Origin of the sequence: Ensifer sp. ZNC0028 (assembly GCF_000799055.1) — a bacterium.
Classification (GTDB): domain Bacteria; phylum Pseudomonadota; class Alphaproteobacteria; order Rhizobiales; family Rhizobiaceae; genus Ensifer.
In genome coordinates this window covers 156,375-183,112 of sequence record NZ_JTLA01000035.1, presented here as the reverse complement: position 1 = coordinate 183,112, position 26,738 = coordinate 156,375, and the positions used below count along the sequence as shown (strand labels likewise).

23 protein-coding genes are annotated in these 26,738 nt (G+C 63.3%); 15 read left to right on the top strand and 8 right to left on the bottom strand.

The annotated features are described in order from the left end of the window. Positions 1–54: 54 nt before the first annotated feature. Positions 55–564: a histidine phosphatase family protein gene (locus tag L981_RS09940; RefSeq protein WP_043614594.1), complete on the bottom strand. Its 510-nt coding sequence runs from the start codon at positions 562–564 to the stop codon at positions 55–57. Between the two features lie 404 nt (positions 565–968). Between L981_RS09940 and dksA the strand changes: the two genes are divergently transcribed. Beyond that, complete coding sequence (dksA, locus tag L981_RS09935) at positions 969–1,388, top strand: RNA polymerase-binding protein DksA (protein WP_043614592.1); 420 nt, start codon at positions 969–971, stop codon at positions 1,386–1,388. Positions 1,389–1,559: 171 nt separating this feature from the next. Here dksA and L981_RS09930 read toward each other — a convergent pair whose 3' ends face one another. Then, a complete protein-coding gene (locus L981_RS09930; RefSeq protein ID WP_043614589.1) occupies positions 1,560–2,546 on the bottom strand; it encodes a flagellar biosynthetic protein FliO in 987 nt (328 codons plus the stop codon). Positions 2,547–2,814: 268 nt separating this feature from the next. Between L981_RS09930 and cckA the strand changes: the two genes are divergently transcribed. Next, positions 2,815–5,451 (top strand): cell cycle histidine kinase CckA, encoded by a 2,637-nt coding sequence (gene cckA / locus L981_RS09925; protein WP_043614587.1) that lies wholly within the window; start codon positions 2,815–2,817, stop codon positions 5,449–5,451. Positions 5,452–5,559: 108 nt separating this feature from the next. On the opposite strand, the gene L981_RS09920 is transcribed toward cckA, so the two are convergent. Both L981_RS09920 and L981_RS09915 read right to left on the bottom strand, forming a co-directional pair. Continuing rightward, complete coding sequence (locus tag L981_RS09920) at positions 5,560–6,489, bottom strand: pseudouridine-5'-phosphate glycosidase (RefSeq protein ID WP_043614584.1); 930 nt, start codon at positions 6,487–6,489, stop codon at positions 5,560–5,562. A gap of 31 nt (positions 6,490–6,520) precedes the next feature. Continuing rightward, positions 6,521–7,468 carry a carbohydrate kinase family protein gene (locus L981_RS09915; protein WP_043614581.1) on the bottom strand — a complete coding sequence of 316 codons (948 nt, stop codon included), beginning with the start codon at positions 7,466–7,468 and terminating at the stop codon, positions 6,521–6,523. Positions 7,469–7,787: 319 nt separating this feature from the next. Here L981_RS09915 and recA point away from each other — a divergent pair, with 319 nt between their 5' ends. From recA to L981_RS09895, 4 genes are all read left to right on the top strand, one after another. Next, positions 7,788–8,876 (top strand): recombinase RecA, encoded by a 1,089-nt coding sequence (recA, locus tag L981_RS09910; RefSeq protein ID WP_043614579.1) that lies wholly within the window; start codon positions 7,788–7,790, stop codon positions 8,874–8,876. Between the two features lie 231 nt (positions 8,877–9,107). After that, the gene (gene alaS, locus L981_RS09905) at positions 9,108–11,771 is read left to right on the top strand and encodes an alanine--tRNA ligase (protein ID WP_043614576.1); all 2,664 of its coding nucleotides are present in this window, start codon (positions 9,108–9,110) and stop codon (positions 11,769–11,771) included. Between the two features lie 182 nt (positions 11,772–11,953). After that, positions 11,954–12,805 carry a GyrI-like domain-containing protein gene (locus L981_RS09900; RefSeq protein WP_043614574.1) on the top strand — a complete coding sequence of 284 codons (852 nt, stop codon included), beginning with the start codon at positions 11,954–11,956 and terminating at the stop codon, positions 12,803–12,805. A gap of 208 nt (positions 12,806–13,013) precedes the next feature. Next, entirely contained in the window at positions 13,014–14,009 is a 996-nt protein-coding gene (locus tag L981_RS09895; RefSeq protein ID WP_043614571.1) for a carbon-nitrogen hydrolase family protein, read from the top strand. Between the two features lie 33 nt (positions 14,010–14,042). Here the strand turns inward: L981_RS09895 and L981_RS09890 are convergent, their stop codons facing one another. Continuing rightward, positions 14,043–14,639: a demethoxyubiquinone hydroxylase family protein gene (locus L981_RS09890; protein ID WP_043614568.1), complete on the bottom strand. Its 597-nt coding sequence runs from the start codon at positions 14,637–14,639 to the stop codon at positions 14,043–14,045. 23 nt (positions 14,640–14,662) lie between these two features. After that, positions 14,663–15,877 (bottom strand): NADP-dependent isocitrate dehydrogenase, encoded by a 1,215-nt coding sequence (locus tag L981_RS09885; protein ID WP_043614565.1) that lies wholly within the window; start codon positions 15,875–15,877, stop codon positions 14,663–14,665. 276 nt (positions 15,878–16,153) lie between these two features. On the opposite strand from L981_RS09885, the gene L981_RS09880 reads away from it, so the two are divergent. From L981_RS09880 to murI, 3 genes are all read left to right on the top strand, one after another. After that, positions 16,154–18,130, top strand: a complete 1,977-nt coding sequence (locus L981_RS09880) for an FUSC family protein (protein WP_043614562.1) — start codon at positions 16,154–16,156, stop codon at positions 18,128–18,130. Between the two features lie 63 nt (positions 18,131–18,193). Beyond that, a complete protein-coding gene (locus L981_RS09875) occupies positions 18,194–19,024 on the top strand; it encodes an RNA methyltransferase (RefSeq protein WP_043614559.1) in 831 nt (276 codons plus the stop codon). Further along, positions 19,011–19,871, top strand: a complete 861-nt coding sequence (murI, locus tag L981_RS09870) for a glutamate racemase (protein WP_043614556.1) — start codon at positions 19,011–19,013, stop codon at positions 19,869–19,871. Before L981_RS09875 ends, murI begins: the two co-directional genes overlap by 14 nt. Here the strand turns inward: murI and L981_RS09865 are convergent. After that, the gene (locus tag L981_RS09865; protein WP_043614554.1) at positions 19,848–20,036 is read right to left on the bottom strand and encodes a hypothetical protein; all 189 of its coding nucleotides are present in this window, start codon (positions 20,034–20,036) and stop codon (positions 19,848–19,850) included. The two genes, murI and L981_RS09865, sit on opposite strands and share 24 nt — an antisense overlap. Before the next feature lie 339 nt (positions 20,037–20,375). Here L981_RS09865 and L981_RS09860 point away from each other — a divergent pair, with 339 nt between their 5' ends. Then, on the top strand, positions 20,376–21,893 hold the full coding sequence (locus L981_RS09860; RefSeq protein ID WP_043614551.1) for an ATP-binding protein: 1,518 nt from the start codon (positions 20,376–20,378) through the stop codon (positions 21,891–21,893). Between the two features lie 72 nt (positions 21,894–21,965). Here the strand turns inward: L981_RS09860 and L981_RS09855 are convergent, their stop codons facing one another. Continuing rightward, positions 21,966–22,301, bottom strand: coding sequence for a cupin domain-containing protein (locus tag L981_RS09855; protein ID WP_043614655.1), 336 nt, complete (start codon positions 22,299–22,301; stop codon positions 21,966–21,968). A 109-nt stretch (positions 22,302–22,410) separates the two neighbouring features. On the opposite strand from L981_RS09855, the gene L981_RS09850 reads away from it, so the two are divergent. The 5 genes from L981_RS09850 (at position 22,411) to L981_RS09830 (ending at position 26,718) form a co-directional block, all read left to right on the top strand. Then, on the top strand, positions 22,411–22,938 hold the full coding sequence (locus L981_RS09850; RefSeq protein WP_052201699.1) for a MarR family winged helix-turn-helix transcriptional regulator: 528 nt from the start codon (positions 22,411–22,413) through the stop codon (positions 22,936–22,938). A 227-nt stretch (positions 22,939–23,165) separates the two neighbouring features. Further along, complete coding sequence (gene rpsD / locus L981_RS09845; RefSeq protein WP_034794529.1) at positions 23,166–23,783, top strand: 30S ribosomal protein S4; 618 nt, start codon at positions 23,166–23,168, stop codon at positions 23,781–23,783. 153 nt (positions 23,784–23,936) lie between these two features. Beyond that, positions 23,937–24,884 carry a glutaminase gene (locus L981_RS09840; protein WP_034794526.1) on the top strand — a complete coding sequence of 316 codons (948 nt, stop codon included), beginning with the start codon at positions 23,937–23,939 and terminating at the stop codon, positions 24,882–24,884. A 128-nt stretch (positions 24,885–25,012) separates the two neighbouring features. Next, positions 25,013–25,897, top strand: a complete 885-nt coding sequence (gene ttcA, locus L981_RS09835; RefSeq protein ID WP_043614545.1) for a tRNA 2-thiocytidine(32) synthetase TtcA — start codon at positions 25,013–25,015, stop codon at positions 25,895–25,897. Continuing rightward, positions 25,894–26,718, top strand: a complete 825-nt coding sequence (locus L981_RS09830; protein WP_043614542.1) for an inositol monophosphatase family protein — start codon at positions 25,894–25,896, stop codon at positions 26,716–26,718. Before ttcA ends, L981_RS09830 begins: the two co-directional genes overlap by 4 nt. The last annotated feature ends 20 nt before the right edge of the window (positions 26,719–26,738 follow it).

Here is a 26,738-nt window from a genome sequence, read left to right as displayed (position 1 = left end):
GCACTAATTGCGGCGCCGCAACGCGCACGCGGCATTTCTTCTTACGGTGCGCCGTTATGATGTCGGCAGCAGCATCGATACCAGGCGGGCGGCGGCGGCGTCGCCGACAGCAGGCAGATCCAGGATGGCCAGTCCAGCCGGCGGATAGCCGTCGGGAAGTGCCTCGCGGGCGGCATCGTCTCCAACCAGACTGCACAGCAACTGTTCGATCATCGGGTTGTGGCCGACGAGCATCAGCGCGTTTACATGCCGATGCGCGTCGATGAGGTCGAGATAGACGCTCGTCGGACCGAAATAGAGCGCATCGATGTAGCGGATATCCAGGTCTTCGCTGACCGTGCGGAAGAACGGCTCGGCCGTTTCGCGGCAGCGCACGGCCGTCGAGCAGAGGATGCGGTCGGGGCGGATGCCCTGGTCGGCGGCCGTCTGGGCAAGCCGCTCGGCATCGATGTAGCCGACCTCGTCCAGCGATCGATCGAAATCGCGCTGGCCCGGAAGCGCCCAGCCGGAACGGGCGTGCCGCAGAAGGTAAAGGCGGAGAGCCTTGGGGGCGCTGTCTTGCATCGAATGGTTCCGGCGTTGCCTGCCGGTTGCAGCGACAGGGTAGAATTTTGTCGGCTTTCGTGTCGGCCGGCAGACCGTCACCTTTCCTCGCCAGGACCGTAAAGATCAAGCTGGCCGCCGTGATTTTTTCGGGGACTGCGGGGTGCTGCGCTTTGCCGCGGTCGCGAATGGACGATGAAATGACGCAAACACATCATTGTCACTTTTCAGCGAGCAGAGGCGGTGTCGTCGGTGGGCGCAAGTCGGAAATCAAGATCCGATGTGTAATTTTGATGAAATATTCGTCAGTTAGCCTGAAACGCGAGCAATATTAAAATACGGTTGAGTGTCTGTTCCGAGGCTTGAATCACGGCTTCCATAGGTCTATACACCGCCGCAATGAGATGTTCTTCAGGAGAATCGCGTTGAGTGAGAAGATCGATCTTAGTACCTTCGTCCTTTCCGAGGACGAAGAATTCATGAATGCCAACCACCGGGCGTATTTCCGGGCCAAGTTGAACGCTTGGAAAAATGACATCCTTCGCGAGGCACGCGAGACACTGGATCACTTGGCAGAGGAGAGCGCCAATCATCCGGATCTCGCAGACAGGGCTTCTTCCGAAACTGACCGGGCAATCGAGCTCAGAGCCAGGGACCGCCAGCGCAAGCTGATCTCCAAGATCGATGCGGCGTTGCAGCGGCTCGACGAAGGCACCTACGGCTACTGTGAAGAAACAGGCGAGCCGATCGGCCTGAAGCGACTGGACGCCCGTCCGATCGCAACCCTCTCGATCGAGGCGCAGGAGCGCCACGAGCGGCGGGAAAAGGTCTACCGGGACGAATAAGCTTTCGGGCTTTCGTAGCAGTCTGAAAAAAGGCGCGGGTCAAACCGCGCCTTTTTCCGTTATGCCGAATTTCTTGCGAAGAAACGAAGCGGATTTTCACTTCAGTTTCTGGCCTCAGACAGTATCCCGCGTTGTCGCGATGCCCGACGTCGCCGTCGGGCCAATGCGCAATCAGGGCTTACGCCCGGCGGAGATGTCGGCCAGCATGCGGTTCATCTCCTCTTCGATCGTCGGCTCCTTGTGACCGCCATCGGCAGGCGCGCCGAGGGTTGGCTCCTGACGGCCGGATTGAAGCGATGCACGGTTTTCCGGGTTGACGGATGTCGCCGGGCCGAGGCGCTGCAGGTCGCCGGTAATCTCGGCGTCGAGGAGGCGCTCGAAGTCGGAAAGAGCAGCGGCCGGAGCTGGCTGCGGCTGAGGCTGCGACTGGATGATCGGTGCGGGGCGCTGAAGCTGCTGGGGTGGCTGCGCCTGAATGGGCTGCGGCTGCACGGTCTGGGCCATGGCGACTGGACGGTTCATCGGCGCATCGACGTTCACCGAAGGGGGGGCGACGGCGGCAACGGACGGGATCTCAGGTGCCGCTTGGGCGACAGAGCGGGCAAGAGGGCGCTGCTCTGCCGCAAGGGCAGGTGCGGCCACCGGGCGCTGTTCGGCCGTAACGCGCATCGGCGCCACAGGCTCGACGCGGGCGACCGGCTGTTCCTCGGTCCGGGTGATGGGGCGAACCGGCGTTGCGACGACGGGTTCGGCCTGCATCGACGGCGCGGGCTGCTGAACGGTTTCCCTGACGGCCGGACGGCTTTCGGCCATCGGTTCGGCGACCTTGCGTTCGATGACAGCGGGGCGTTCGGCCGGACGCTCGTCGCCGCCGGCGACGATCCGGCTTTCGATGACGATATCCGTCGGCCCGCCGATCATGATCAGGTGCTCGACATCATCACGGCGCACCAGCACGAGGCGGCGCCGGGTATCCACGGCGGCGGCGTCGAGCACGGCCAGACGCGGCTGGCGGTTCTTGCCGCCACGGATGAAGGGCGACGAAGGGCGGTTGCGCATGATCCAGAGTACGGCCACGAGGCACAAAAGTCCGATCGCGACCGCTGCAGCGGCGACAACGAACCGGCTGCCGTTGTCGGCGATGATCGTTTCCATCATAGGCTGAACTCCTTCTGCCTTTCGAGTGGCAGTATTTGACGGCTTTTTTCGGGCTCGGACAAGCACTTCGCCGACATTCCCTGTGAATTGGCTCGAATGCTTCCGCACAGGTGCTTTTTGCTGTTATCTCTGATTGTTAAAGATGATTCTTGTCCGAATGATCGAGGGCGTGTCGGCAATGGCCGATTTTGCCCGGCGGTTTGAGCGGATGCCGGCCGGAAGGGCTGGGCCGCGCCCGCGCGCGGCGCCGGCCGCGTAAGAGGACCCGATGACGAAATTGCGGCAGTCAGGCGACTACCAGATGCCGGTTGTTGACCGTGGCGTCAGGCCCGGAACCGTGCTGCGGATCGTGCTGCTCGCGATCGTCCTCACCGTTTCCGCCATCGCCTTCGTGATCTTCCGGAACCAGATGGAAAACGAGATCGTGCTCGGCATCCTCGGCGTTCTCGCCATGGTCGGCATCTTCTTTCTCGTGTCCTCCGTCATCGGCTTCATCGAGGTGATGCCGCAGTCGCGCCCGGACGAACTGGCGCGCGCCTTCCTCGATGCGCATGAGGACGGCACGATCGTGACCGACCGCAAGGGCCGGATCATCTATGCCAACGCCGCCTATGGCGCGTTGACGGGTGCCAGAAACGCTGCCGGCATCCAGTCGCTCGAAACCATCCTGTCGCGCAATCGCGAGGCGACGGAAGCGATCTACCGGCTGACCAACGGCCTGCACGAGGGGAAGCAGGGGCATGAGGAATTCCGTCTGCTGAAGCCGCTCGCGACCGGTGCGGCCACCGGCTCCGGCGCCCATTGGTTTCGGCTGAAGGCGCGCGTCCTGCCGCTCGAAGACAGCGAGCGCAACCCGCTCTATCTCTGGCAGATCGCCGACATCACCGCCGAGCGCGACGACCAGGAACGCTTCTTCAAGGAATTGCAGAACGCGATCGACTATCTCGACCACGCGCCCGCCGGCTTCTTCTCCGCCGGCCGCAAGGGCGAGATCTTCTACATCAACGCCACGCTCGCCGACTGGCTCGGCATCGATCTCACCAAGTTCCAGCCGGGCTCGATCAGCATCGGCGATCTGGTGGCCGGCGAGGGGCTGACGCTCGTCCAGGCGGTTCAGGCGGAGCCGGGTCTGAAGAAGACCAAGATGCTCGACCTCGACCTGCGCAAGATGAACGGCCAGAGCCTGCCGGTGCGCATGATCCACCGCGTTTCCTCGACCCGCGACGGGGCGCCCGGCGAAAGCCGCACCATCGTCATGTCGCGCGAGGGCGGCGAGGACAGCGACCAGTCGGCGTCGAGCGCGGCGATGCGCTTTACCCGCTTCTTCAACAATACGCCGATGGCGATCGCCTCGGTCGATGGCAACGGCCGGATCCTGCGCACCAATGCGCCGTTCCTGAAGCTGTTCTCCGGCCTCGTCTCGCAGGACGATGTCGAGCGCGGCGCGCTGATTGATGCCGTGGTGCACGAAACCGAGAAGCTTCGCCTGCACGATGCGCTTGCGGCCGCCAAGGACCGGCAGGGCGACATCGCACCGATCGACGCGCTGCATCCGACCGATGGCGAGCGCCATTTCCGCTTCTACGTCAATGCCGTGATCGACCAGACCGATCAGGCGCCGGAGGAAGCGGCGATCATCTACGCACTGGAGATTACCGAGCAGAAAGCGCTCGAAAACCAGATGGCGCAGACGCAGAAGATGAACGCCGTGGGCACACTTGCCGGCGGCATCGCGCACGACTTCAACAACGTGCTGACTGCGATCCTGCTGTCGTCCGACCACCTGCTTCTGTCTGCCCGGCCGGCCGACCCGAGCTTCGCCGACCTGATGGAGATCAAGCGCAACGCCAACCGTGCCGCTGTTCTCGTGCGGCAGCTGCTTGCTTTCTCGCGCAAGCAGACGATGCGGCCGACGGTACTCAACATGACCGACGTCATCGGCGACCTGCGCATGCTGGTCGACCGCATGACCGGAACAAACGTCAAGGTCGAGGTCGACTATGGCCGCGATCTCTGGCCGGTCCGGACCGATCTCGGCCAGTTCGAACAGGTGCTTTTGAACCTCGCGGTCAACGCCCGCGACGCCATGCCCCAAGGCGGCATCATTACACTTCGCACCCGCAATCTGCCGGCGGCGGAGGTTTCGGCCTTCGGACGCCGTGAGCTGCCGGACGAAGACTTCGTGATGGTGGAAGTTTCCGACCAGGGAACAGGTATTGCGCCCGAAATCCTCGACAAAATCTTCGAGCCGTTCTTCACGACCAAGGAAGTGGGCAAGGGCACCGGTCTCGGCCTGTCGATGGTCTATGGCATCGTCAAGCAGTCGGGCGGCTACATCTATCCGGAATCGGAAGTGGGCAAGGGCACGACCTTCCGCATCCTTCTGCCCCGCCACATCGAGGTTCCGGTCGCTGCGGAAGAGACCGCACAGGCCGGGACAACGCCCGCGACCAATACGATGGCTGTTGCCGCGCCGGCCGCTCAGGCAGTTGCAGCCCCCCCTGCGAAGCAGGAAGAGCCGACCGATCTCACCGGGGATTCGGCCGTGGTGCTGTTGGTGGAAGACGAGGAGGCCGTGCGCCGCGGCGGCAAGCGCATGCTGGAAACGCGCGGCTACACCGTCTACGAAGCGGGCTCCGGCGTCGAGGCGCTCGACATCATGGACGAGCTCAACGGCGCCGTCGATATCGTCGTATCCGACGTGGTGATGCCGGAAATGGACGGACCGACGCTTCTGACCGAACTCAGGAAGAAGTATCCGGACCTGAAGTTCATTTTCGTTTCCGGTTATGCCGAAGACGCCTTTGCCCGCAACCTGCCGGCGGACGCCAAGTTCGGCTTCCTGCCGAAGCCGTTCTCGCTGAAGCAACTGGCCGTCGCCGTGCGCGAGATGCTCGATTCCTAAGCCTGGTCGGTCTAAACTTTCTTTTGAGTAATCCCGGTGAACTCCGGACACGAAAAAGCCCGGCGATTATCTCGCCGGGCTTTTCTGTTTGTCGAAGACTGTCCGAGATTACTTCGCGTTGAGCGCCACGGCGATCTCGCCGGCAAGCCGGGCATTGTTCTCGACCAGCGCAATGTTGGTCTCGAGGCTGCGGCCCTCGGTCATTTCGAAGAGGTTGCTGAGCAGATAGGGCGTGACCGCCTTGCCGGTGATCTCGTCGTTTTCGGCGTTGTCGAGCGCGCGGGCGATGTAGATTTCCATCTCTTCGCGCGGGATCTCGGCAGCTTCCGGAACCGGATTGGCGACCAGCATGCCGCCTTCGACGCCGAGTTGCTCGCGCATGGTCTGGAAGTTGGCGATGGCCGCCGGGCTGTTCAGCATCAGCGGGCTCTTCAGGCCGCTGTCGCGCGACCAGAAGGCCGGGAAGATTTCGCTGTCATAGGTGACGACCGGAACGCCGCGCGTTTCGAGCACTTCGAGCGTCTTCGGGATGTCGAGGATCGCCTTGGCGCCGGCGCAGACGACGATGACGCCGGTGCGGGCAAGTTCGTCGAGGTCGGCGGAGATGTCGAAGGAGAGCTCGGCGCCACGGTGCACGCCGCCGATGCCGCCGGTCGCAAAGACGCGGATGCCGGCGCGGGCGGCGGCAATCATCGTCGCGGCAACGGTCGTCGCGCCGGTGCGGCGCTCAGCGATCGCGAAGGCGAGGTCGGCGCGCGAGACCTTCATCGCGCCCTGGGTCTTCGCCAGTTCTTCGAGCTTGGCGTCGTCAAGGCCGATATGCAGCACGCCATGGATGACCGCGATGGTCGCCGGCACGGCACCCTGCTCGCGGATGATCGCTTCAACACTGCGGGCCATGTTCAGGTTGCCCGGGTAGGGCATGCCATGGGTGATGATGGTCGACTCCAGTGCCACGATCGGCGCGCCACGCGCCTTGGCGGCTGCGACCTCGTCGGAATATTCCATCGGCAGGAAGGGGGAAGCGGGTTTGGTCATGGTCTTTCCTTGGGAGTTCTGCTGGCAAATGTCATGACAGCATTTGGGGCACGGGCACAAGGGCCAGCGCCTGTTCGAGATTGGTCGCGGACATCTCTTCGGACGCGGCCAAGGGAGAGCGCAAGGTGATTTGAGCGGCTGCGATGCCGTGCCGCAGGCACGCGTTGATGGCGTGGCCACCAAGGCGCGCCGAGAGGAATCCGGAGGCGAGCGCGTCGCCGGCGCCGGTGACGTCGGCAAGCGCGGGAAGGGCTGGCGGAACGGCAACGCAGGTGTCTTCGCCGTCGAAGGCGACGACGGCGCGGCCGCCGCGTGTGACGACGCCACCCGTAAGGCCGACGCTTCTCAGCAACGACGGCCACTCATTCGCCTCGGCCGCATCCTTGCCGGTCAGTGCCCGGGCCTCGGACTCGTTCATGAACAGGAACGAGAGATGCGAGAGGCAAGGCCGATAGCGGATGACCTTGGCCGGCGAAACGGCGATGCCGGCGACGAGGCGGCCGTTGCCGGCAGCCGACTGGGCAAGTGCGGCGATGGTTTCTTCCGGCAGGTTGGCGTCGGTGAGAACGAGCTGGCTCGTGGCAATGACCTCGCGCAGCGCCCGTCGTTGCAACTGCCGGGGCGAGAACAGCCGGTAGAGCTCCATGTCGGCAAGCGCAATCACCAGATTGCCATCGTTTTCAAGGATCGCCGTATAGCTCGGCGTCTGGCGGTCGAGAAAGGTGAGGGGAGTGTCGATGACGCCGGCGGCGGCCGCGGCTGCGGTCACCATCTCGCCGGCCGCATCGCCGCCGCGGGTGCTGATCATGCGCACGCTGTGGCCGAGCCGCGCCATGTTGCGCGCGGCATTGAAACCACCGCCGCCCGCTTCTTCGAACCAGCTTCCCGGATTGCTCGATCCTGGCGCTGTCGTTCCCGATATACGGCCGCGCCGGTCGATATGCGCACCGCCGAAAACGGCGATCTCAGCTTGCGTCATGAATGTTCCTCTGCTTGGCCGATCGGCCGAATATCTGTTGGCATCCTGCAATGCCGCATCGCGAAGCGCCACGCGCCCGACCCGTCCGAAGTGTCATGCGCCAACGAATCGGCCGGGCCTAACAGGGCAGGTTCGAAGTGCTGGCGCCAACATTCGAAAACTCTGGTTTCGCTCCGTGAACAAGAATCGAACGCATGGTGGATAGCTATTGTTTTTCAATGTGTTGTCGCGCTCTTGCAAATACGGAACAAAACATGTACAAAAACTCCTGCGGCGGCTTCATTGCCTCGGTAGCTTCAATAACCTAAAGGTGGACCAAATGGCACAAAACTCTTTGCGGCTCGTAGAGGACAAATCGGTGGATAAAAGCAAGGCACTTGAAGCGGCACTTTCCCAGATCGAACGTTCGTTCGGCAAGGGATCGATCATGAAGCTCGGTGGGAAGGACAGCATCATTGAGATCGAGACGGTTTCGACCGGCTCTCTCAGCCTCGACATCGCGCTCGGCATTGGCGGCCTGCCGAAGGGCCGCATCGTTGAAATTTACGGCCCGGAAAGCTCGGGTAAGACGACGCTGGCGCTGCAGACCGTTGCGGAAGCTCAGAAGAAGGGCGGCATCTGCGCCTTCGTCGACGCAGAACACGCGCTCGACCCGGTCTACGCCCGCAAGCTCGGCGTCGACCTCGAAAACCTCCTGATCTCGCAGCCCGACACCGGCGAACAAGCGCTCGAAATCACCGACACGCTGGTACGCTCCGGCGCGATCGACGTTCTCGTCGTCGACTCGGTTGCCGCACTCGTGCCGCGCGCCGAAATCGAAGGCGAAATGGGCGACAGCCTGCCGGGCATGCAGGCCCGCCTGATGAGCCAGGCGCTGCGCAAGCTGACGGCGTCGATCTCCAAGTCGAACTGCATGGTCATCTTTATCAACCAGATCCGCATGAAGATCGGCGTCATGTTCGGTTCGCCGGAAACCACCACCGGCGGCAACGCGCTGAAGTTCTACGCCTCGGTCCGCCTCGACATCCGCCGCATCGGCTCGGTCAAGGAGCGCGAAGAGGTCGTCGGCAACCAGACCCGCGTCAAGGTCGTCAAGAACAAGATGGCGCCTCCCTTCAAGCAGGTCGAATTCGACATCATGTATGGCGAAGGCGTATCGAAGACCGGTGAACTGGTCGACCTCGGCGTCAAGGCCGGCATCGTCGAGAAGTCGGGCGCCTGGTTCTCCTACAACAGCCAGCGTCTCGGCCAGGGCCGCGAGAACGCCAAGACGTTCCTGCGCGACAATCCGGATCTCGCACGCGAGATCGAGACGGCGCTGCGCCAGAACGCCGGCCTGATCGCCGACCGGTTCCTCGAGAATGGCGGTCCGGAAGCGGACGACGGCGACGAGCCGCCGGAAGCATAAGCCGCTCGGTCCACTGAGCTTACCCAAGAACCGGTCGCCCCATGGGCGGCCGGTTTTTTGCTGGCGTCTGGACAGTCGGATATGTGAGCGATAAAAGCCTTTGGTTCCGGCGACCCAGCGCGTTGGAGGGTGTGGTCACCATGGGCGGCTGCAGGGTTTAGGGACAATGGCTTAGTGGCGCGGCGTGGGCCGGACCCGGGCCGGAATCGGTGCTTAAGAATAGGACGCAAGATGAGCGGCGTGAATGAAATCCGGTCGACCTTTCTCGACTATTTCCGCAGGAACGGTCACGAGGTCGTGTCGTCGAGCCCGTTGGTGCCGCGCAATGACCCGACATTGATGTTCACCAATGCAGGCATGGTGCAGTTCAAGAACGTCTTCACCGGCCTGGAACAACGTCCCTATTCGACGGCCGTGACGGCGCAGAAGTGCGTTCGCGCCGGCGGCAAGCACAACGACCTCGACAATGTCGGCTACACCGCACGCCACCACACTTTCTTCGAGATGCTCGGCAACTTCTCCTTCGGCGATTACTTCAAGGAACGCGCGATCGAGCTTGCCTGGAACCTGATCACCAAGGAATACGGCCTCGACGCCAAGCGCCTGCTGGTCACGGTCTACCACACCGACGATGAGGCCTTCGATCTCTGGAAGAAGATCGCCGGCTTCTCCGACGACCGCATCATCCGCATTCCGACCAGCGACAATTTCTGGGCGATGGGCGATACCGGCCCTTGCGGCCCGTGCTCGGAAATCTTCTACGACCACGGCGACCACATCTGGGGCGGACCTCCGGGTTCAGCCGATGAAGACGGCGACCGCTTCATCGAGATCTGGAACCTCGTCTTCATGCAGTACGAGCAGATCACCAAGGAAGAGCGGGTTAACCTGCCGCGTCCGTCGATCGACACCGGCATGGGCCTCGAGCGCCTTGCCGCGGTTCTCCAGGGCGAGCATGACAACTACGACATCGACCTGTTCCGCGCGCTGATCGCCGCTTCTGAAGAAGCAACCGGCGTCAAGGCTGAAGGCGACCGTCGCGCCAGCCACCGCGTCATTGCCGACCACCTGCGTTCGTCCGCCTTCCTGATCGCCGATGGCGTGCTGCCGTCGAACGAAGGCCGCGGCTACGTGCTTCGCCGTATCATGCGCCGCGCCATGCGCCATGCGCAGCTGCTCGGCGCGCAGGATCCGTTGATGTGGAAGCTCCTGCCGGCGCTCGTCGGCCAGATGGGCCGCGCCTACCCGGAGCTGGTGCGCGCCGAAGCACTGATCTCCGAGACGCTGAAGCTCGAGGAAACCCGCTTCCGCAAGACGCTGGAGCGCGGCCTCAACCTCTTGTCCGATGCCTCTGCCGATCTGTCGGAAGGCGACCAGTTCAACGGCGAGACCGCCTTCAAACTCTACGATACCTACGGCTTCCCGCTCGACCTGACCCAGGACGCACTGCGCGCCAAGGGCATCACCGTCGATACCGACGCTTTCTCGGCCGCTATGGAACGCCAGAAGGCAGAAGCCCGCGCCAACTGGGCCGGTTCCGGCGAAGCTGCGACTGAAACCATCTGGTTCGAGCTTAAGGAAAAGCACGGCGCGACCGACTTCCTCGGCTACGACACAGAGACCGCCGAAGGCGTGATCCAGGCGATCGTGCGTGACGGCGCCGTCGTCGCCTCGGCGGCCAAGGGCGACACCGTCCAGGTTATCCTGAACCAGACGCCGTTCTACGGCGAATCGGGTGGCCAGATGGGCGATACCGGCACGATCACCGTCGAAGGCGGCAAGCTCACCGTCACTGACACGCAGAAGCGCGGCGAGGGGCTCTTCGTCCACTTCGCGACCGTCGCCGAGGGCACGGTCAAGACCGGCGACGCCGCCCAGCTCGACGTCGATCATGCGCGCCGCTCGCGCCTGCGCGCCAACCATTCGGCAACGCACCTCCTGCACGAGGCGCTGCGCGAAGTGCTCGGCACCCATGTGGCCCAGAAGGGCTCGCTGGTGGCGCCCGAACGCCTGCGCTTCGACGTTTCCCACCCGAAGCCGATGACGACCGAGGAGCTGAAGATCGTCGAAGAGATGGCCAACGAGATCATCGTGCAGAACTCGCCGGTGACCACGCGCCTGATGAGCGTCGATGATGCGATTGCCGAAGGCGCGATGGCGCTCTTCGGCGAGAAGTACGGCGATGAGGTTCGCGTTGTCTCGATGGGCCGCGGCATCCACGGCTCCAAGGCCAACCGGGCCTATTCGGTCGAACTCTGCGGCGGCACGCATGTGTCTGCCACCGGTGACATCGGCCTCGTGCGCGTCGTCTCCGAAAGCGCCGTCGGCGCCGGCGTTCGCCGCATCGAGGCGCTGACCGGCGAAGCGGCCCGCGCCTATCTCAACGAGCAGGACGAGCGCGTGAAGACGCTTGCCAATACGCTGAAGGTTCAGCCGGGCGACGTGCTCGGTCGCGTCGAAGCGCTGCTCGACGAGCGCCGCAAGCTGGAACGCGAGCTGACCGAAGCCAAGAAGAAGCTGGCGCTTGGTGGCGGCGGCGAGGCCGGTTCTGCCGACGCGGCCCGCGACATCGCCGGCATCCGCTTCCTCGGCAAGGTCGTCTCGGGCGTCGAGCCCAAGGACCTGAAGAGCCTTGCCGACGACGGCAAGAAGAGCCTCGGCTCCGGCATCGTCGCCTTCGTCGGCGTTTCCGGTGACGGCAAGGCCAGCGCCGTCGTCGCCGTAACCGACGACCTCACGTCCAAGCACAGCGCCGTCGACCTCGTCCGCATCGCGTCTGCCGCTCTCGGCGGCAAGGGCGGCGGCGGCCGTCCCGACATGGCCCAGGCCGGTGGCCCGGACGGAGACAAGGCAGCCGAAGCGATCGAGGCAGTGGCCGTCGCACTCGCCGGCTGATTGCCACCGACAGAATAGGAAAAGGGTGCCCGTTGCGGCACCCTTTTTTGTTTGCGGCGTCAGGTCTTATCGAGCCCGCCGAGGCGCACAAATCCTCTGCGAAAGCAGCCGGACAACTCCGCAGGATTTGTCAAATTGATCTATGGTCTACCGATCCGTGAGCAAAGCGCGAAAGGTTGGACATGGAAGAGCGGGTAACGTGGGCGACCTATGAACGGCGTCTGCACCGGGTCAGCGACTACATCTACGGCCATCTCGACGGCGATCTCGACCTCGATCGTCTCTCGGAGATTGCCTGTTTGTCGCCGCACCATTGGCACCGCATCTACCGTGCGGTCCATGGCGAGACGCTGGCAGCGACCGTCAAGCGGCTGAGGTTGCAGCGGGCCGCGGCCGATCTCGCCCAGACCGATCTTCCTGTCGAAACGATCGCGCAACGCTCTGGCTATCCCAATCTGCAATCCTTCAACCGCACCTTCAAGGCCGCCTACGGGCTGCCGCCGGCGCGCTACCGCAAGGAGGGAAGCCATGTCGCCTTTGAAACCGCTTCAACGGAAGGAATTCCAGACATGTACGAAGTCACCCTCAAGGAGGTCGAAGCCTTCGACGTCGTCGGTGTCGCCCACACCGGCTCCTATATGGAGATCGGCAAGGCATTCGAGACGCTCTACGGCACTCTCTTTTCGCGGCAACTGTTCCGGCCTGACATGGAGATGATCGGCATTTATCTCGACGACCCGGAACTGGTGTCGACCGAAAAGCTGCGCTCCATTGCCTGCGTCAGTGCGCGCGGACAGATGCCGGTTGAGGCGCCGTTGACGCCACAGCATCTCGACGGTGGCCGCTATGCGGTGCTTCGCCACAAGGGCCCCTATGCGGACATGCCGAAAGCCTATCAATGGCTCTACGGAACCTGGCTGCCGCAGTCCGGCCGCGAGATCCGCGACAGCCTGATGTTCGAGAAATATCTCAACAATCCGCGGGAGGTCGCACCGACCGAGCTTTTAAGCGAGATCTACCTGCCTTTGAAGTGAAGGAAACTTGAGCACTGCGCCGCAATTGACGAATCAGCGGCCGGGCGGCACCTTTTGGTTCGGCGTGGCCTGCGCCGAACCTCCAAAGATCGTCCCCGGCACGATCCTTTCATGGAGGCAAAGGGACTTCAGTCTCGGGTCGCAATCCTGGTCCCACCGTTTCGGATCCGGTTGCTGGGGAACTTGCCCGAGACGCGAAAGGCCCGTCATGACTGAAAACCGGAATTTTAAACGCCGCGTGCGCGCCCGTGCCGCCAAGACCGGCGAATCCTACACGACCGCACGCATGCATCTTCGCGACGCGGAGGCGACCGGCGCGCTGTGGCAAGCCAAATCGCTGCGCCTGGCCGCGGTGCAATCGGCCTATTTGGATGATCCCCGCGACCCGGCAGCCCTTCGCCATGCCGGTGAAGAGATCCGGCAGCTCATTAGGCAGGCGCATCGGGCAGGGGCGCGTGTTGTGCACTTCCCGGAAGGAGCGACATGTTTTCCGAACAAGCGCATCATGTCCGCAATCGGGCCCCGCGACATCGGCCCGTCCGATTGGCACCGGTTCGAATGGGCGGTTCTGCGCGAGGAGCTTGACGCCATCCGAAGACTGGCGCGAGATCTCAGCCTATGGACGGTGCTCGGCTCCGTGCACAAGCTCACCGAGCCGCATCGTCCGCACAACAGTCTCTATGTGATCTCGGACAAGGGAACGATTGCGACGCGCTATGACGAGCGCATGCTGTCCAACACCAAGATCTCTTTCATGTATACGCCCGGAACGATCCCGCTGACATTCGAGGTCGATGGCATCCGCTTCGGCTGCGCGCTCGGCATCGAGTGCCATTTTCCCGAGATTTTCCTCGAATACGAGCGGCTGAATGTCGATTGCGTCCTGTTTTCGACGTCCGGCGGCGCTCTGGAAAACGACCTTGCCTTTGCAGCCGAAGTACAGGGGCATGCGTCGAGCAACCGCTATTGGGCAAGTTTTGCCGTTCTCGCACAACCGGGCCTCACAGCCCCCTCAGGCATCGTTGCTCCCGACGGACAATGGGCGACGCGATGCGTGGGAGACGGGCCTTCGCTTGCCTTAGCCGATATCATCAACGATCCGGACGATCCGGCCCGCCCATGGCGCCGACGGGCGAGAGGTGGCATCTACGATCCGCATATCGTCAGCGACGACCCGCGAAGCAGCAGCCGCGACATGTTCTAGGCGCTGATGGCACGACGGCCGGAGCAATCGAACCTAGCGTGAAGCAGCTTGCGCCGAGGCCTTCCGCAGGGCGGCTGCCATGCGCGTGGAATCGCCCCAGGTCGAAAGCCAGATCAGCACCTTGGTGGCAAAGGAGATGACGGCGCGCAGGGCGTGAGCGAGCGGGTCTTCGCCCGAAAGTTGCGCCTCCGCGTGATCGAGATGCGCCAGCTCCTCCTCGCGGATCGACAGGATGAGGGCATGAAGCTCCGGATCCTTGTCGGCGAGGAAATGCAGTTGATCGTCGAGATGGTGATGCACGGCGGCTTCCACGGCGGCCGTGCAGGCCCATATGCCGCGACGCCCGAAGAGCGCGGTCACGAACCCGAGCAACCACCCGCCCAGGCTCCAGAACTGCATGATGCGGCAGGGTCGGGATTTTCGTGCAGCCATCGCCGCGCGAAACAGCGCGCAGTGCTCGATCTCGTGACCAAGCATTTCCGAGAGCATCGGCACGCAATCCGGATAGAGCCTGCGGGCGACCGCGATCTGGGCTCCATAAATGCGGATCGCGCCGAATTCCCCGGCGTGATTGACCCTGACGATGCGAGCGATCGTCAGGGCGTTGCGCGGGGAAATCGGCGCGATCATTTTTTCAAGCTCGGTCGAGCCTATCAGGCAGCCATGGCCTTCTGCAGGTTCTCGTCGATCTTGTCGAGGAAGCCGGTGGTCGAGAGCCACGGCTGATCGGGGCCGATGAGCAGCGCCAGGTCCTTGGTCATGAAGCCGGCTTCGACGGTGTCGACGCAAACCTTCTCGAGGGTTTCGGAGAACTTCGCGAGTTCGGCATTGCCGTCGAGCTTGGCGCGGTGGGCAAGGCCACGGGTCCAGGCGAAGATCGAGGCGATCGAGTTCGTCGAGGTTTCCTCGCCCTTCTGGTGCTGGCGGTAGTGGCGGGTAACCGTGCCGTGGGCGGCTTCGGCTTCAACCGTCTTGCCATCCGGCGTCATCAGAACCGAGGTCATCAGGCCGAGCGAGCCGAAGCCCTGGGCGACGATGTCGGACTGAACGTCGCCGTCGTAGTTCTTGCACGCCCAGACGTAGCCGCCGGACCACTTCAGAGCCGAAGCGACCATGTCGTCGATCAGGCGGTGTTCGTACCAGATCTTCAGTTCCTTAAACTTGTCGGCGAATTCGGCGTCGAAGACCTGCTGGAAGATGTCCTTGAAGCGGCCGTCATAGACCTTGAGGATCGTGTTCTTGGTCGACAGGTAGACCGGAACCTTGCGCTGGATGCCGTAGTTGAACGACGCGCGGGCGAATTCGGTGATCGAATCGTCCAGGTTGTACATGCCCATGGCAACGCCGGCCGACGGTGCGTCGAAGACGTCGTATTCGATTTCCTTGCCGTCTTCGCCGACGAACTTCATCGTCAGCTTGCCCTTGCCCGGGAACTTGAAGTCGGTGGCGCGGTACTGGTCGCCGAAAGCGTGACGGCCGACGATGATGGGCTTGGTCCAGCCCGGAACCAGGCGCGGCACGTTCTTGCAGATGATCGGCTCGCGGAAGATGACGCCGCCGAGGATGTTGCGGATCGTGCCGTTCGGCGACTTCCACATCTTCTTCAGCTTGAATTCCTCGACGCGGGCTTCATCCGGCGTGATCGTGGCGCACTTGACGCCGACGCCGTGCTTCTTGATCGCGTTGGCGGCGTCGATCGTTACCTGGTCTTCGGTCGCATCGCGGTTTTCGACGCTGAGGTCGTAATATTCCAGATCGACATCGAGGTAGGGATGGATCAGCTTGTCCTTGATGAACTGCCAGATGATGCGGGTCATCTCATCGCCGTCGAGTTCGACGACCGGATTGGCGACCTTAATCTTTGCCATGAATATGCCTCGTAGCTTATGCGGGACAGCGGGAGCGATGTCCCTTCCTCTCTGAAAAATCCTGTGCCCTATAGCACTCAGAACCGACAAGGCAAAGCATGCTTGGCTGAAACTTTGGATGGAGGTGGAGGCGGACCTCGGATGGCTCTTCGCCATCGCTTTTCGACGCCCGCTTTCGTCGCGCCGGCCTTGCAAAGATCGCGTCTGCCGCTATGCAGGAAGAACCGGCGAAAGCGGCGCGTCTACAGGCGGCCGCGGGACAGGCAAAGGCGACCGATGGCACTTCGTTCCCGTATGCGCGATTGGCTTCTTGCCAATGATCCGGCCTTCTCCCGCCTGCGGCAGGCCTCGCGCATCACCGCGACGATCGTCGTTTCCATCCTTTTGCTGATGGCGTTCCATTACCTCGTCGCGCCGTTGCCGCCGGCAGCTTTCGGGCTTGCGGCGTCGCTGTCGATCGAAGGGGGGGTGGCGGTGCGCGATCGCACCATCGCCGGCCAGCGACTGACCCGCATCATCGCGGTCCTCGTCGGCGTTTCGATGGTCGGGCTCGCGTCAGTGCTCGAGAATCACCGCTACGTCTCCGACGTCGTCTTCCTGCTGATCATCTTCCTCGCGGTCTATGGCCGCTCCTTCGGCCCGCGCGGTTTTGCCGTCGGCATGTTCGCCTTCATGTCCTATTTCACCGGTGCCTATCTGAGGCCAACGCTTGACCAATTGCCGGCGCTGTTCTTCGGGGCGGCCGTTTCGGCCACGGTCGCGCACCTCGTCCGCACGCGGCTGCTGCCGGATGATCGCTACCAGGACCTCTTGCGCGCGACGGCAAGCGTGCAGCGCCGCGTCGACCAGATGCTGCTGCAACTGGCGGAGATCGCCCGCAAGCCCGTCCTGTCGCCGGCCGATCGTCGTCAGTTGCATGCGGCTGAAGAGCGGCTGAAGGAAGCGGTGCTGATGGCCGAGAGCTTCATTCCGACCGAAAACCGGCGCCCGGAACCGCAGCCCGGCCTTACGACCTCCGACCTCGTCATCAACCTCTTCGACCTGCATCTTGCCGCCGAAAGCGTGATGGTTGTCAGCTTCCAGTCGATGCCACCGCCGGCACTGGTGGAGGCGATGGTGGCGCGCGACGGCGAGCGGATCGACGCAGAGATCGCGCGGCTTGGTGACGCGGCTCCGCGCCGCGAAGAAACGGTGAAGGCGCTGCTGTGGCTGCGCAACGTCCGGCAAAGGCTCGCCCGAAGCCTTGCAAAGCTGACGCCGGCCGATCTGGAAGAACCGCCACCGCACTTGAGTGGCGTTTCCACCCGTTGGAAGCCGTCGCTGGACGATCCCGCCTTGAAGGCGGCGATCCAGATCACTCTGGCTTCAGGTATCGCCATGGTTTTCGGGCTGATGCTGTCGCGCGAACGCTGGTTCTGGGCGGTGCTTGCGGCGTTTCTCGTCTTCACCAACACGCGTTCGCGCGGCGACACGGCGGTCAAGGCGCTGCAGCGCTCGGCCGGTACGCTCTTTGGCATCGTGGTCGGCATCGTCGTCGGCACGCTGGTGGCCGGCAATATCTATCTGGTGCTGCCGCTCAGCGCCCTTTGCGTCTTTCTGGCGTTCTATTTCCTCGCCGTCTCCTATGCGACGATGACCTTCTTCATCTCCGTCGTGCTGTCGCTGGTCTACAGCCTGATGGGCGTGCTGAGCCCGCATCTGCTGCAACTGCGCCTGGAGGAAACCCTGATCGGTTCGATCGCCGGTGCTGCGGTCGCCTTCGTCGTCTTTCCGACGCGCACGCGCACAACGCTCGATGCCGCCGTCGCAAGCTGGTGCGACGAGCTCAAGGGCCTGCTGCAGGCGGCGCGCGACGGGTCCTCGGGTCTGGTGCTCATCGCCCGGTCGCAGGCGCTCGACCGCGCCTATCGTGAGCTGGCGGCGGCAGCAAAGCCGCTCGGGCTTCCCTGGCAGCTGGTGACGCGTCCCGGTCATGTGCGTCAGGCGCTGGCGATCTTCATGGCTTGCACCTACTGGGCCCGGGTCTTCGCCCGGCGTGTCGGCACGGATGCGGAACTGGAAGAAAGCGATTTCAAGGCGGATATTGACGCCAATCTCGCGCTCGTCCAGACGGTGCGCGACAAGGCGTCCGCCTATTTCTACCAGGTCGGCCGGATCGGCGCGCCGGTCGATCGCCATCTGCCGATTTCGAAGGACGATGCCGAGCTTGGGCTGGAGATGATCGGGGTGTCTCTCAACCGGCTTCATCTGTAGTGGACTTTAATTTCGCCGACATTTGTGCAAGGGAAGCGCCGAACGAAGGCAAAGGCTAGGGAAATGGCAGGCACGAACAGCGAGCGCGAACTTCTGGCGGAAGGACCGGCGATCATCCTCGCCTATCCGCAGCTCGGCGAAAACATCGGCATGGTCGCCCGCGCGATGGCCAATTTCGGCCTGGCGGAGCTTCGGCTCGTCAATCCGCGCGACGGCTGGCCGAGCGAAAAGGCACGATCGGCCGCAAGCCGCGCCGACCACGTGATCGACGCCGCCAAACTCTATGGTTCGGTCGAAGAGGCGATTGCCGATCTCAACTTCGTCTATGCGACGACCGCCCGCGACCGCGACGGCTACAAGCCGGTGCGCTCGCCGATCGTCGCGGCGCGCACGCTGCGCCAGCGCTTCCAGGGCGGTGAGAAGACCGGCATCCTGTTCGGGCGTGAGCGCACCGGCCTTACCAACGAGGAAGTGGCGCTCGCCGACGAGATCGTGACCTTTCCGGTCAACCCGGCCTTCGCGTCGCTCAATCTCGCTCAGGCCGTGCTTCTGATGTCCTACGAGTGGCTGAAGACCGGCATGGAGTCTGAGGACCAGACCTCGTTCCAGGCGATCGAGCAGCGGCCAGCGACCAAGGAACACCTGCAGGGTCTGTTCGAGCACGTCGAGGAAGCGCTTGAGGCGCGGAACTATTTCCGTTCGGCCGACAAAAAGCCGAAATTGGTCGAGAACCTGCGCGCGGTTCTGACCAGGCCGTCCTTTACCGAATCCGAAATCCAGGTGCTGCGCGGCGTCATTTCTTCGCTCGACCGGTTCACGCGGGAAAATCCGCGCGGCTCCGGCGCTCCGGGTGAACACTCAAGGAAAGCGCGAGACAAAGGTGACAGCGAGTGAACTAAAACCCATCCTCGTCTTCGATAGCGGCATCGGCGGCTTGACCGTGCTGCGCGAGGCGAGGGTACTGATGCCCGAGCGGCACTTCATCTATGTCGCCGACGATGCCGGCTTTCCCTATGGCGGCTGGGAAGAGGCGGCGCTGAAAGAACGGGTGATCGCGCTCTTCGGCCGTCTGCTTTCCGAGCATGACCCGGAAATCTGCGTCATCGCCTGCAACACCGCCTTCACGCTTGTCGGCGCCGATCTTCGCGCGGCCTTTCCTCACATGACCTTCGTCGGCACGGTGCCCGCAATCAAGCCGGCGGCCGAGCGCACGCGCTCCGGGCTGGTTTCCGTTTTGGCGACGCCCGGCACGGTCAAGCGCGCCTATACCCGTGATCTCATCCAGTCATTCGCCACGCAGTGTCACGTGCGCCTCGTCGGCTCGGAGAGCCTTGCCAAGATGGCCGAGGCCTATATCCGCGGCGAGAAACTCGACGACGAGACCGTTCTTGCCGAAATCGCCCCGTGCTTCGTCGAGATGGACGGCCGGAAGACCGATATCGTCGTGCTTGCCTGCACGCACTACCCCTTCATGGCCAACGTTTTCCGCAGGCTCGCGCCCTGGCCGGTCGACTGGCTGGATCCGGCCGAAGCGATTGCCCGGCGAGCGCGCTCGCTCGTGCCGCTGCCAAACGGTTTTGAGCCGCTGAATGGCCAGGACCCGGCGATCTTCACGTCGGGAAAGCCGGATTTTGCCACACGTCGACTGATGCAGGGTTTTGGCCTGACGGTCGCGGCAAACACCAACGCCGCGAACGAGCAGAGAAGGCTGACGCGATCAGCTCGTGAGGATCGCCAGTAGTATGGCGATCAAGGAGACCAGCGCGCAGGCAATCAGGAAGGTCTTGTGGCGGGCGGAGGCCGCCTGCGCCTTTGATATGACGGGTTGGCCGTCTTTATAGGCGTCATGCATCCGCTGATCGAGGCCGTTCATCTCGAAGTGGCGTTTCGTCTCGTTCTGCGTCATCGCTGCTCCCGCGAAAGCCTGATGTGTCCGATCGATATGGGGGTGCGCGCGCGCTCGCAAAAGTCCGCAGGCCAAAAAATCTCAACTTTATCTTGCGGCGAGCTGCGTGCGGCTTAAGCGTTCGTCGCTGTTGCGGCGCGTATTCCCTGTGGGTTTTCTTAGGCGATGGCAGGCTTTCCGGGAAATCCGTGTTAGGTGTCGCCCGATTGGCGGTCTCCGCATGATCGCGAATCATCTAAAGCATTCCGGAAATATGCGCCGCCGTCTGCGCGCGGAATTGCATGAAACCAACACATTGAGCGGTTCGACAAGCGGAACGCTCTCGCGCGAGAGGTGGACATGAAGGTCGGCATCGACATGGGAGCGACGTCCGAAGGGACCTCGGCCTCGCTCGATATCGAGGAGCTTCTGGCCACCCGTCTTCTGGTGCAGGGCAATTCGGGTTCGGGCAAGTCGCATCTCCTGCGCCGGCTGCTGGAACAGTCCGCGCCCTGGGTGCAGCAGTGCATCATCGACCCCGAGGGCGATTTCGTCACGCTTGCGGACAAGTTCGGCCACGTCGTGGTCGAGGGCGAACGCACCGACGCCGAGCTGATCGGCATTGCCAACCGCATTCGCCAGCACCGGGTTTCCTGTGTGCTCTCGCTCGAAGGGCTCGATATCGAGCAGCAGATGCGCAATGCCGGCGTCTTCCTGAACGCCATGTTCGATGCGGATCGCGAGTTCTGGTATCCGGTGCTGGTCGTCGTTGACGAGGCGCAGATGTTTGCACCGTCGGTTGCCGGCGACGTCACCGAAGAAGTGCGCAAGATTTCGCTCGGCGCCATGACCAACCTCATGTGCCGCGGCCGTAAACGCGGCCTTGCCGGAGTGATCGCGACGCAGCGCCTGGCGAAGCTCGCCAAGAACGTGGCGGCGGAAGCCTCGAACTTCCTGATGGGCCGCACCTTCCTCGACATCGATATGCTGCGCGCAGCCGACCTGCTCGGCATGGACCGGCGCACGGCGGAAATGTTCCGCGACCTCAAGCGCGGCTCCTTCGTCGCGCTCGGTCCGGCCCTGTCGCGCCGTCCGCTCAAGGTAACGATCGGCACGGTCGAAACCTCGGCCCGCTCGACGAGCCCGAAGCTGATGCCTCTGCCGGAGGCGCCGCAGGATGTCGAGGACCTGATCTTCACGCCGGATCCGGACGAGTTGACCCGGCCGATCATGCGCCGCGCCGTTGCTCCGCCACGCCCGACGACCGACATCCTGGCCGAACTCTCGCGCCCACGGCCCGAGCCGGTCGCGCCGATCGAGGCAAGGCCGACGCAGCCGGAGATGACCGCTGACGAGAAAGAGACCCTGCTCGACAGCGTCTTTGCGGAAATCCTCGCCAATCCGGAGGCAGCCTTCCGGCCGGACGCGGAACTGTTTCAGGACTTCCTGGTGCGCTGCCGCATTCGCCGCATGCCGTCCGGTACGGCCCTGTCACTTGGCGCGTTCCGCCGCAAGATGGCGGTCGCGCGCTCAGGCGTCGATCCGGAGACTGCTGCGAGCGAGACCTGGGCCCAGGCCCTGCAGCTTGCCGATCGCGTCACCGAGGATCTGCAGGCCGTGTTCCTGATGATGGCGCAGGCGGCCGTCCGGGGCCTGCCATGCCCCTCCGACGCGATGATCGCGCGCGCCTACGGCACCCATTCCGCAAGGCGAGCCCGCCGTCTGCTCGGCTACTTCGAGGAGCATGGGCTGATCGTCATCCATGCCGATTTCGCCGGAAAGCGCATCGTTGCTTTCCCGGACCTCGGCAGCGAGACCGCTCCAGGCGACGCCAACGGACCGGATGTGACGGGCGCGGCCGCCGCTGCGGCGGAGTGAGTCCGGTTACAGATCAAGCCTTCGTTTCTCGCGGGAACTCAAGGCGCGAGTAGCCGACCGTGTCGGCATGGCTCAGATAAATTCCTGTATGACGCGGTCGGACGCGTGGATGCAGGTCATCTCGAGCCGCGCCGTACCATTGTTGACGAAACGGTGGGGCGTGCCGGCTTCGACGACGATGATGTCACCGGTCTTACCAATCAGCGTCTCATCTCCAACCGTGAACTCCGCCTCGCCGGAATGAATGAGCCAGGTCTCGGGATAGGGATGCACATGCAGCGCCGGCCCTTGGCCTGGCTCAGCATCCATCAGGAAGAGCGAAATCGGCGTGCCATATTGCCCACCTTCAAACAGGATGGTCCGCTTGGGGCTTGGTCTTTGCTCTGAGCGCGGAATGACATGAAACATGCTGGCCTCCATCGGGTTGGCTTGGCGGTTGGAATGAACTATCTTCACGAGAAGATATTACTCAAAACTATCTTCTCGTCAAGATAGTTTCGAAGACCTGGAGCAAGCGATGCAAAACGAAAAGACCGAGAGCGATCACGTCGACCGGTTGCGGGCGCAATGGGACCGCGAACTGCCGGACCTCGACACGGAGCCGATGACCATCCTCGGTCGCGCCTACCGGCTTTCCAATCTGGTGCGCCCCTCGATCGAGGAGACCTTCGCATCCTTCGGCATCGACCGCGGCGAGTTCGACGTGATCTCGACGCTTCGGCGGTCCGGGCCGCCTTACCGGCTGACGCCGACGGATCTCTATACGCTGCTGATGATTTCGTCGGGCGGACTGACGCATCGGCTCGACCGGCTGCAGAAAGCGGGATTGATCCTGAGGGAACGCTCGGCCTCCGATGGCCGCAGCAGCGTCGTCGGACTGACGGAAAAGGGAATAGCGCTTGCGGAAAACGCCTTTCGTGCCGACATGGCGAGCGAAGCGCGCTACCTCGACGCGCTGAGCAAGGAAGACCGCGTAGCGCTGGCGGCGCTCCTCAGGAAGCTGCTGATTTCGTTGGAGCAAGCGCCGCCGGGTGATCCGGCGTGATCAACGGCTGTTTGTCACGATTTCGTTTGACAACAGGGGCCGGACCCACTAAAGCCGCCCCAACGCCGGGCAGAAATGTCCGGTGTTTCATTTGACATGTCCCGTGGCTTCTCCGTCAGCTTGATCGTGAGAAACCTGTCAGAACCCCGAAAATGGGTTCAGAGGAGGGCGTGTTTCCTTGATCCGGTTTGGAAACAGGCCGGTGTAACCGTTTGAAAGGAAATGCGATGAGCAAGCGCGAATCGTCCAAGTACAAAATTGACCGCCGTATGGGCGAAAACATCTGGGGCCGTCCGAAGTCCCCGGTAAACCGCCGCGAATACGGCCCGGGCCAGCACGGCCAGCGCCGCAAGTCCAAGCTTTCGGACTTCGGTGTACAGCTGCGCGCCAAGCAGAAGCTCAAGGGCTACTACGGCGACATCCGCGAGAAGCAGTTCCGCGCGATCTTCGCTGAAGCTGACCGCCGCAAGGGTGACACCCCGGAAAACCTGATCGGCCTGCTCGAATCGCGCCTCGACGCGATCGTCTACCGCGCCAAGTTCGTTCCGACGGTCTTTGCTGCCCGTCAGTTCGTCAACCACGGCCACGTCAAGGTCAACGGCGTCCGCGTCAACATCGGTTCCTACCGTTGCAAGCCGGGCGACGTCATCGAAGTCAAGGAAAAGTCCAAGCAGCTCGTAACCGTTCTCGAATCGGTTTCGCTCGCTGAACGCGACGTTCCGGACTACATCGAAGCCGATCACAACAAGATGGTCGCGACCTTCGTCCGCGTTCCGGTTCTCTCCGACGTGCCTTACGCCGTCGTCATGGAACCGCACCTGGTCGTCGAATTCTACTCGCGTTAATCCGAGGCTCACGCCTTGTGATGTTTCGAAAGCCGCCCGGAAACGGGCGGCTTTTTTGTCAGTGCCGATCAGCATCCGCGCAACCGCGGACCCCAGCGAACAAGCGCCTTATCGTCGCCTCGATCCGAGGGCGATGACCAAGAGGGAAGCCCGATGCCCGAAGAGCAGAAGCCGCAGGATCTGCAGGCGATCATCGACGACATTCATCGGGAGCTGAGCCCGCGGTTCGGCCAGGGCAAGGTCGCCGACTACATTCCGCAGCTCGCGCGCGTCGATGCCAAGCATTTCGGCATGGCGATCGTGACTACAGGCGGCCAGATCTACCGCGTCGGCGATGCCGAGGTACCGTTCTCGATCCAGAGCGTTTCCAAGGTCTTCACGCTGACGCTGGCGCTCGGCAAGCACGGCGAGAACATCTGGCATCGTGTCGGCCGCGAGCCGTCGGGATCGGCCTTCAACTCGATCGTCCAGCTCGAGCAAGAGGGCGGTAAGCCGCGCAACCCCTTCATCAATGCCGGCGCCATCACCATCAGCGACCTGATCCTCGCCGGCCATACGCCGCGGGAACTGATCGGCGAAATCGTGCAGTTCGTCCGCTACCTCGCCGACGATGACCAGATCGTCATCGACCATGAGGTCGCGCGTTCGGAGACGGCCACCGGCTACCGGAACTTCGCGCTTGCCAATTTCATGCGTTCCTTCGGCAAGCTCGACCATCCCGTCGACCACGTGCTCGGCGTCTATTTCCACCACTGCGCGCTGTCGATGACCTGCAGCCAGCTCGCCAAGGCCGGCCTGTTTCTGGCCGCCGGCGGCAGCAACCCGCTGACGGGCCACAATGTCGTCTCGCGCCAGCGAGCGCGGCGCATCAATGCGCTGATGCTGACCTGCGGCCACTATGACGGTTCGGGCGATTTTGCCTATCGCGTCGGCCTGCCGGGCAAGAGCGGCGTCGGCGGCGGCATTCTGGCGGTGGCGCCCGGCAAGGCCTCGGTTGCCGTCTGGTCGCCGGGCCTCAACGAAAACGGCAATTCGCTGCTCGGATCGCTGGCGCTCGAAATGCTGGCGGCGCGCACCGGCTGGTCGGTCTTCGGCCCTTGAACTGCTCCGACGCGGGCGATCTGCGCCTTCAGGCCGATTTCCCTTGATCTTGACGGCCGGAGCGGGCAAGTGCTGGCCAAGATGAGCCGGGCGCCGGTTGCGCCCGCCTGCCGCACAGGATCCCCGCCATGGACCTTTCATTGAGCCAGCCCCAAGATCCGGTTGAAGCCGCGTTCGATGACGCCGCTATCGACGCCGGCGCACACCCGCTTTTCGAGCGCATGCCGTCTTCGGTCTCGTTCAACAAGCTGCGCAAGCGTCTGCTTCGCCAGACCCGACAGGCGCTCGACGATTTCGGCATGCTGAAGGGATCGAAGCGCTGGCTGATCGGCCTTTCCGGCGGCAAGGACAGCTACAGCCTGCTGGCGCTGCTCATGGACCTGCAATGGCGCGGGCTCTTGCCGGTGGAGCTCATCGCCTGCAACCTCGACCAGGGGCAGCCGAACTTCCCGAAGCACATCCTGCCGGAATACCTGGCATCGATCGGCGTCAAGCATCGCATCGAGTATCGCGACACCTATTCGATCGTGAAGGAGAAGGTGCCGACGGGGGCGACCTACTGTTCGCTCTGTTCGCGGCTGCGGCGCGGCAACCTCTATCGCATCGCGCGCGAAGAGGGCTGCGACGCGCTGGTGCTCGGCCACCATCGCGAGGACATCCTCGAAACCTTCTTCATGAACTTCTTCCATGGCGGCCGGCTGGCCTCGATGCCGGCAAAGCTCCTGAACGACGAAGGCGACCTGATGCTGCTTCGGCCACTCGCCTATGCGGCCGAGGACGATCTCGCCAAGTTCGCCGCGGCCATGGAGTTTCCGATCATCCCCTGCGACCTCTGCGGCTCGCAGGACGGCCTGGAGCGCAATGCGATGAAGGCGATGCTTGCCGATATCGAGCGACGCATGCCGGGCCGCAAGGACACGATGCTGCGGGCGCTTGGCCACGTGAACCCGTCGCACCTTCTCGATCCCAAGCTGTTCGATTTCCAGTCCCTCACACCGGAGCCCAAAGAATGAGCCATCCCGTCGACATTGCCGGCCTTGCCAACCTCCTGCAGGAAGCGGCGGTCAAAGAGATCCTGCCGCGGTTCCGCAATCTTGAAGCCGGCGACGTCAGGGTGAAATCGGAAGCAATCGACCTCGTGACCGAAGGCGACGAAGCGGCCGAGCGGCTGATCAAGGCGCGCATCGAGGACGTCGCGCCGGGCGCACTGTTCGTCGGTGAAGAATCGGTTGCCGCCGATCCGGCGCTGCTCGAAAAGCTCGCTGATGCCGACCTCGCCGTCGTCGTCGACCCGATCGACGGCACCTTCAATTTTGCCGCCGGCGTGCCGCTCTTCGGCGTCATGGCAAGCGTCGTCGCCAAGGGCGAGACGGTTGCCGGCATCATCTACGATCCGCTCGGCAACGACTGGGTGATCGCCGAGAAGGGCTCCGGCGCCTGGATGTGCCGCGCCAACGGATCGCAGGAGCGCCTGTCGGTGACCGCCGGCGTGCCGCTCGAGGCCATGGTCGGCGGCGCTTCGACCGGTTTCTACCAGCAGGAAGCACGCCGCGAAGTCATGGCCAACATGGCCAAGGTGCGCATCGCCACCAGCTACCGCTGTGCCGCGCATGAATATCGCATGCTTGCCGGCGGCCACATCCACTTCCTGATGTACCAGAAGCTGATGCCCTGGGACCACCTGGCCGGCACGTTGATTTCGCAGGAGGCCGGCGCCTATGCCGCCCGCTTCGACGGCTCGCCCTACCTGCCGTCGCATCTCAATGGCGGCCTGCTGCTGGCGACCGACAAGGAGAGCTGGGAGACGCTGCGCCGCGAGGTCTTCACGGTCTAGCTGTTCGAAGCAGCCCGAAA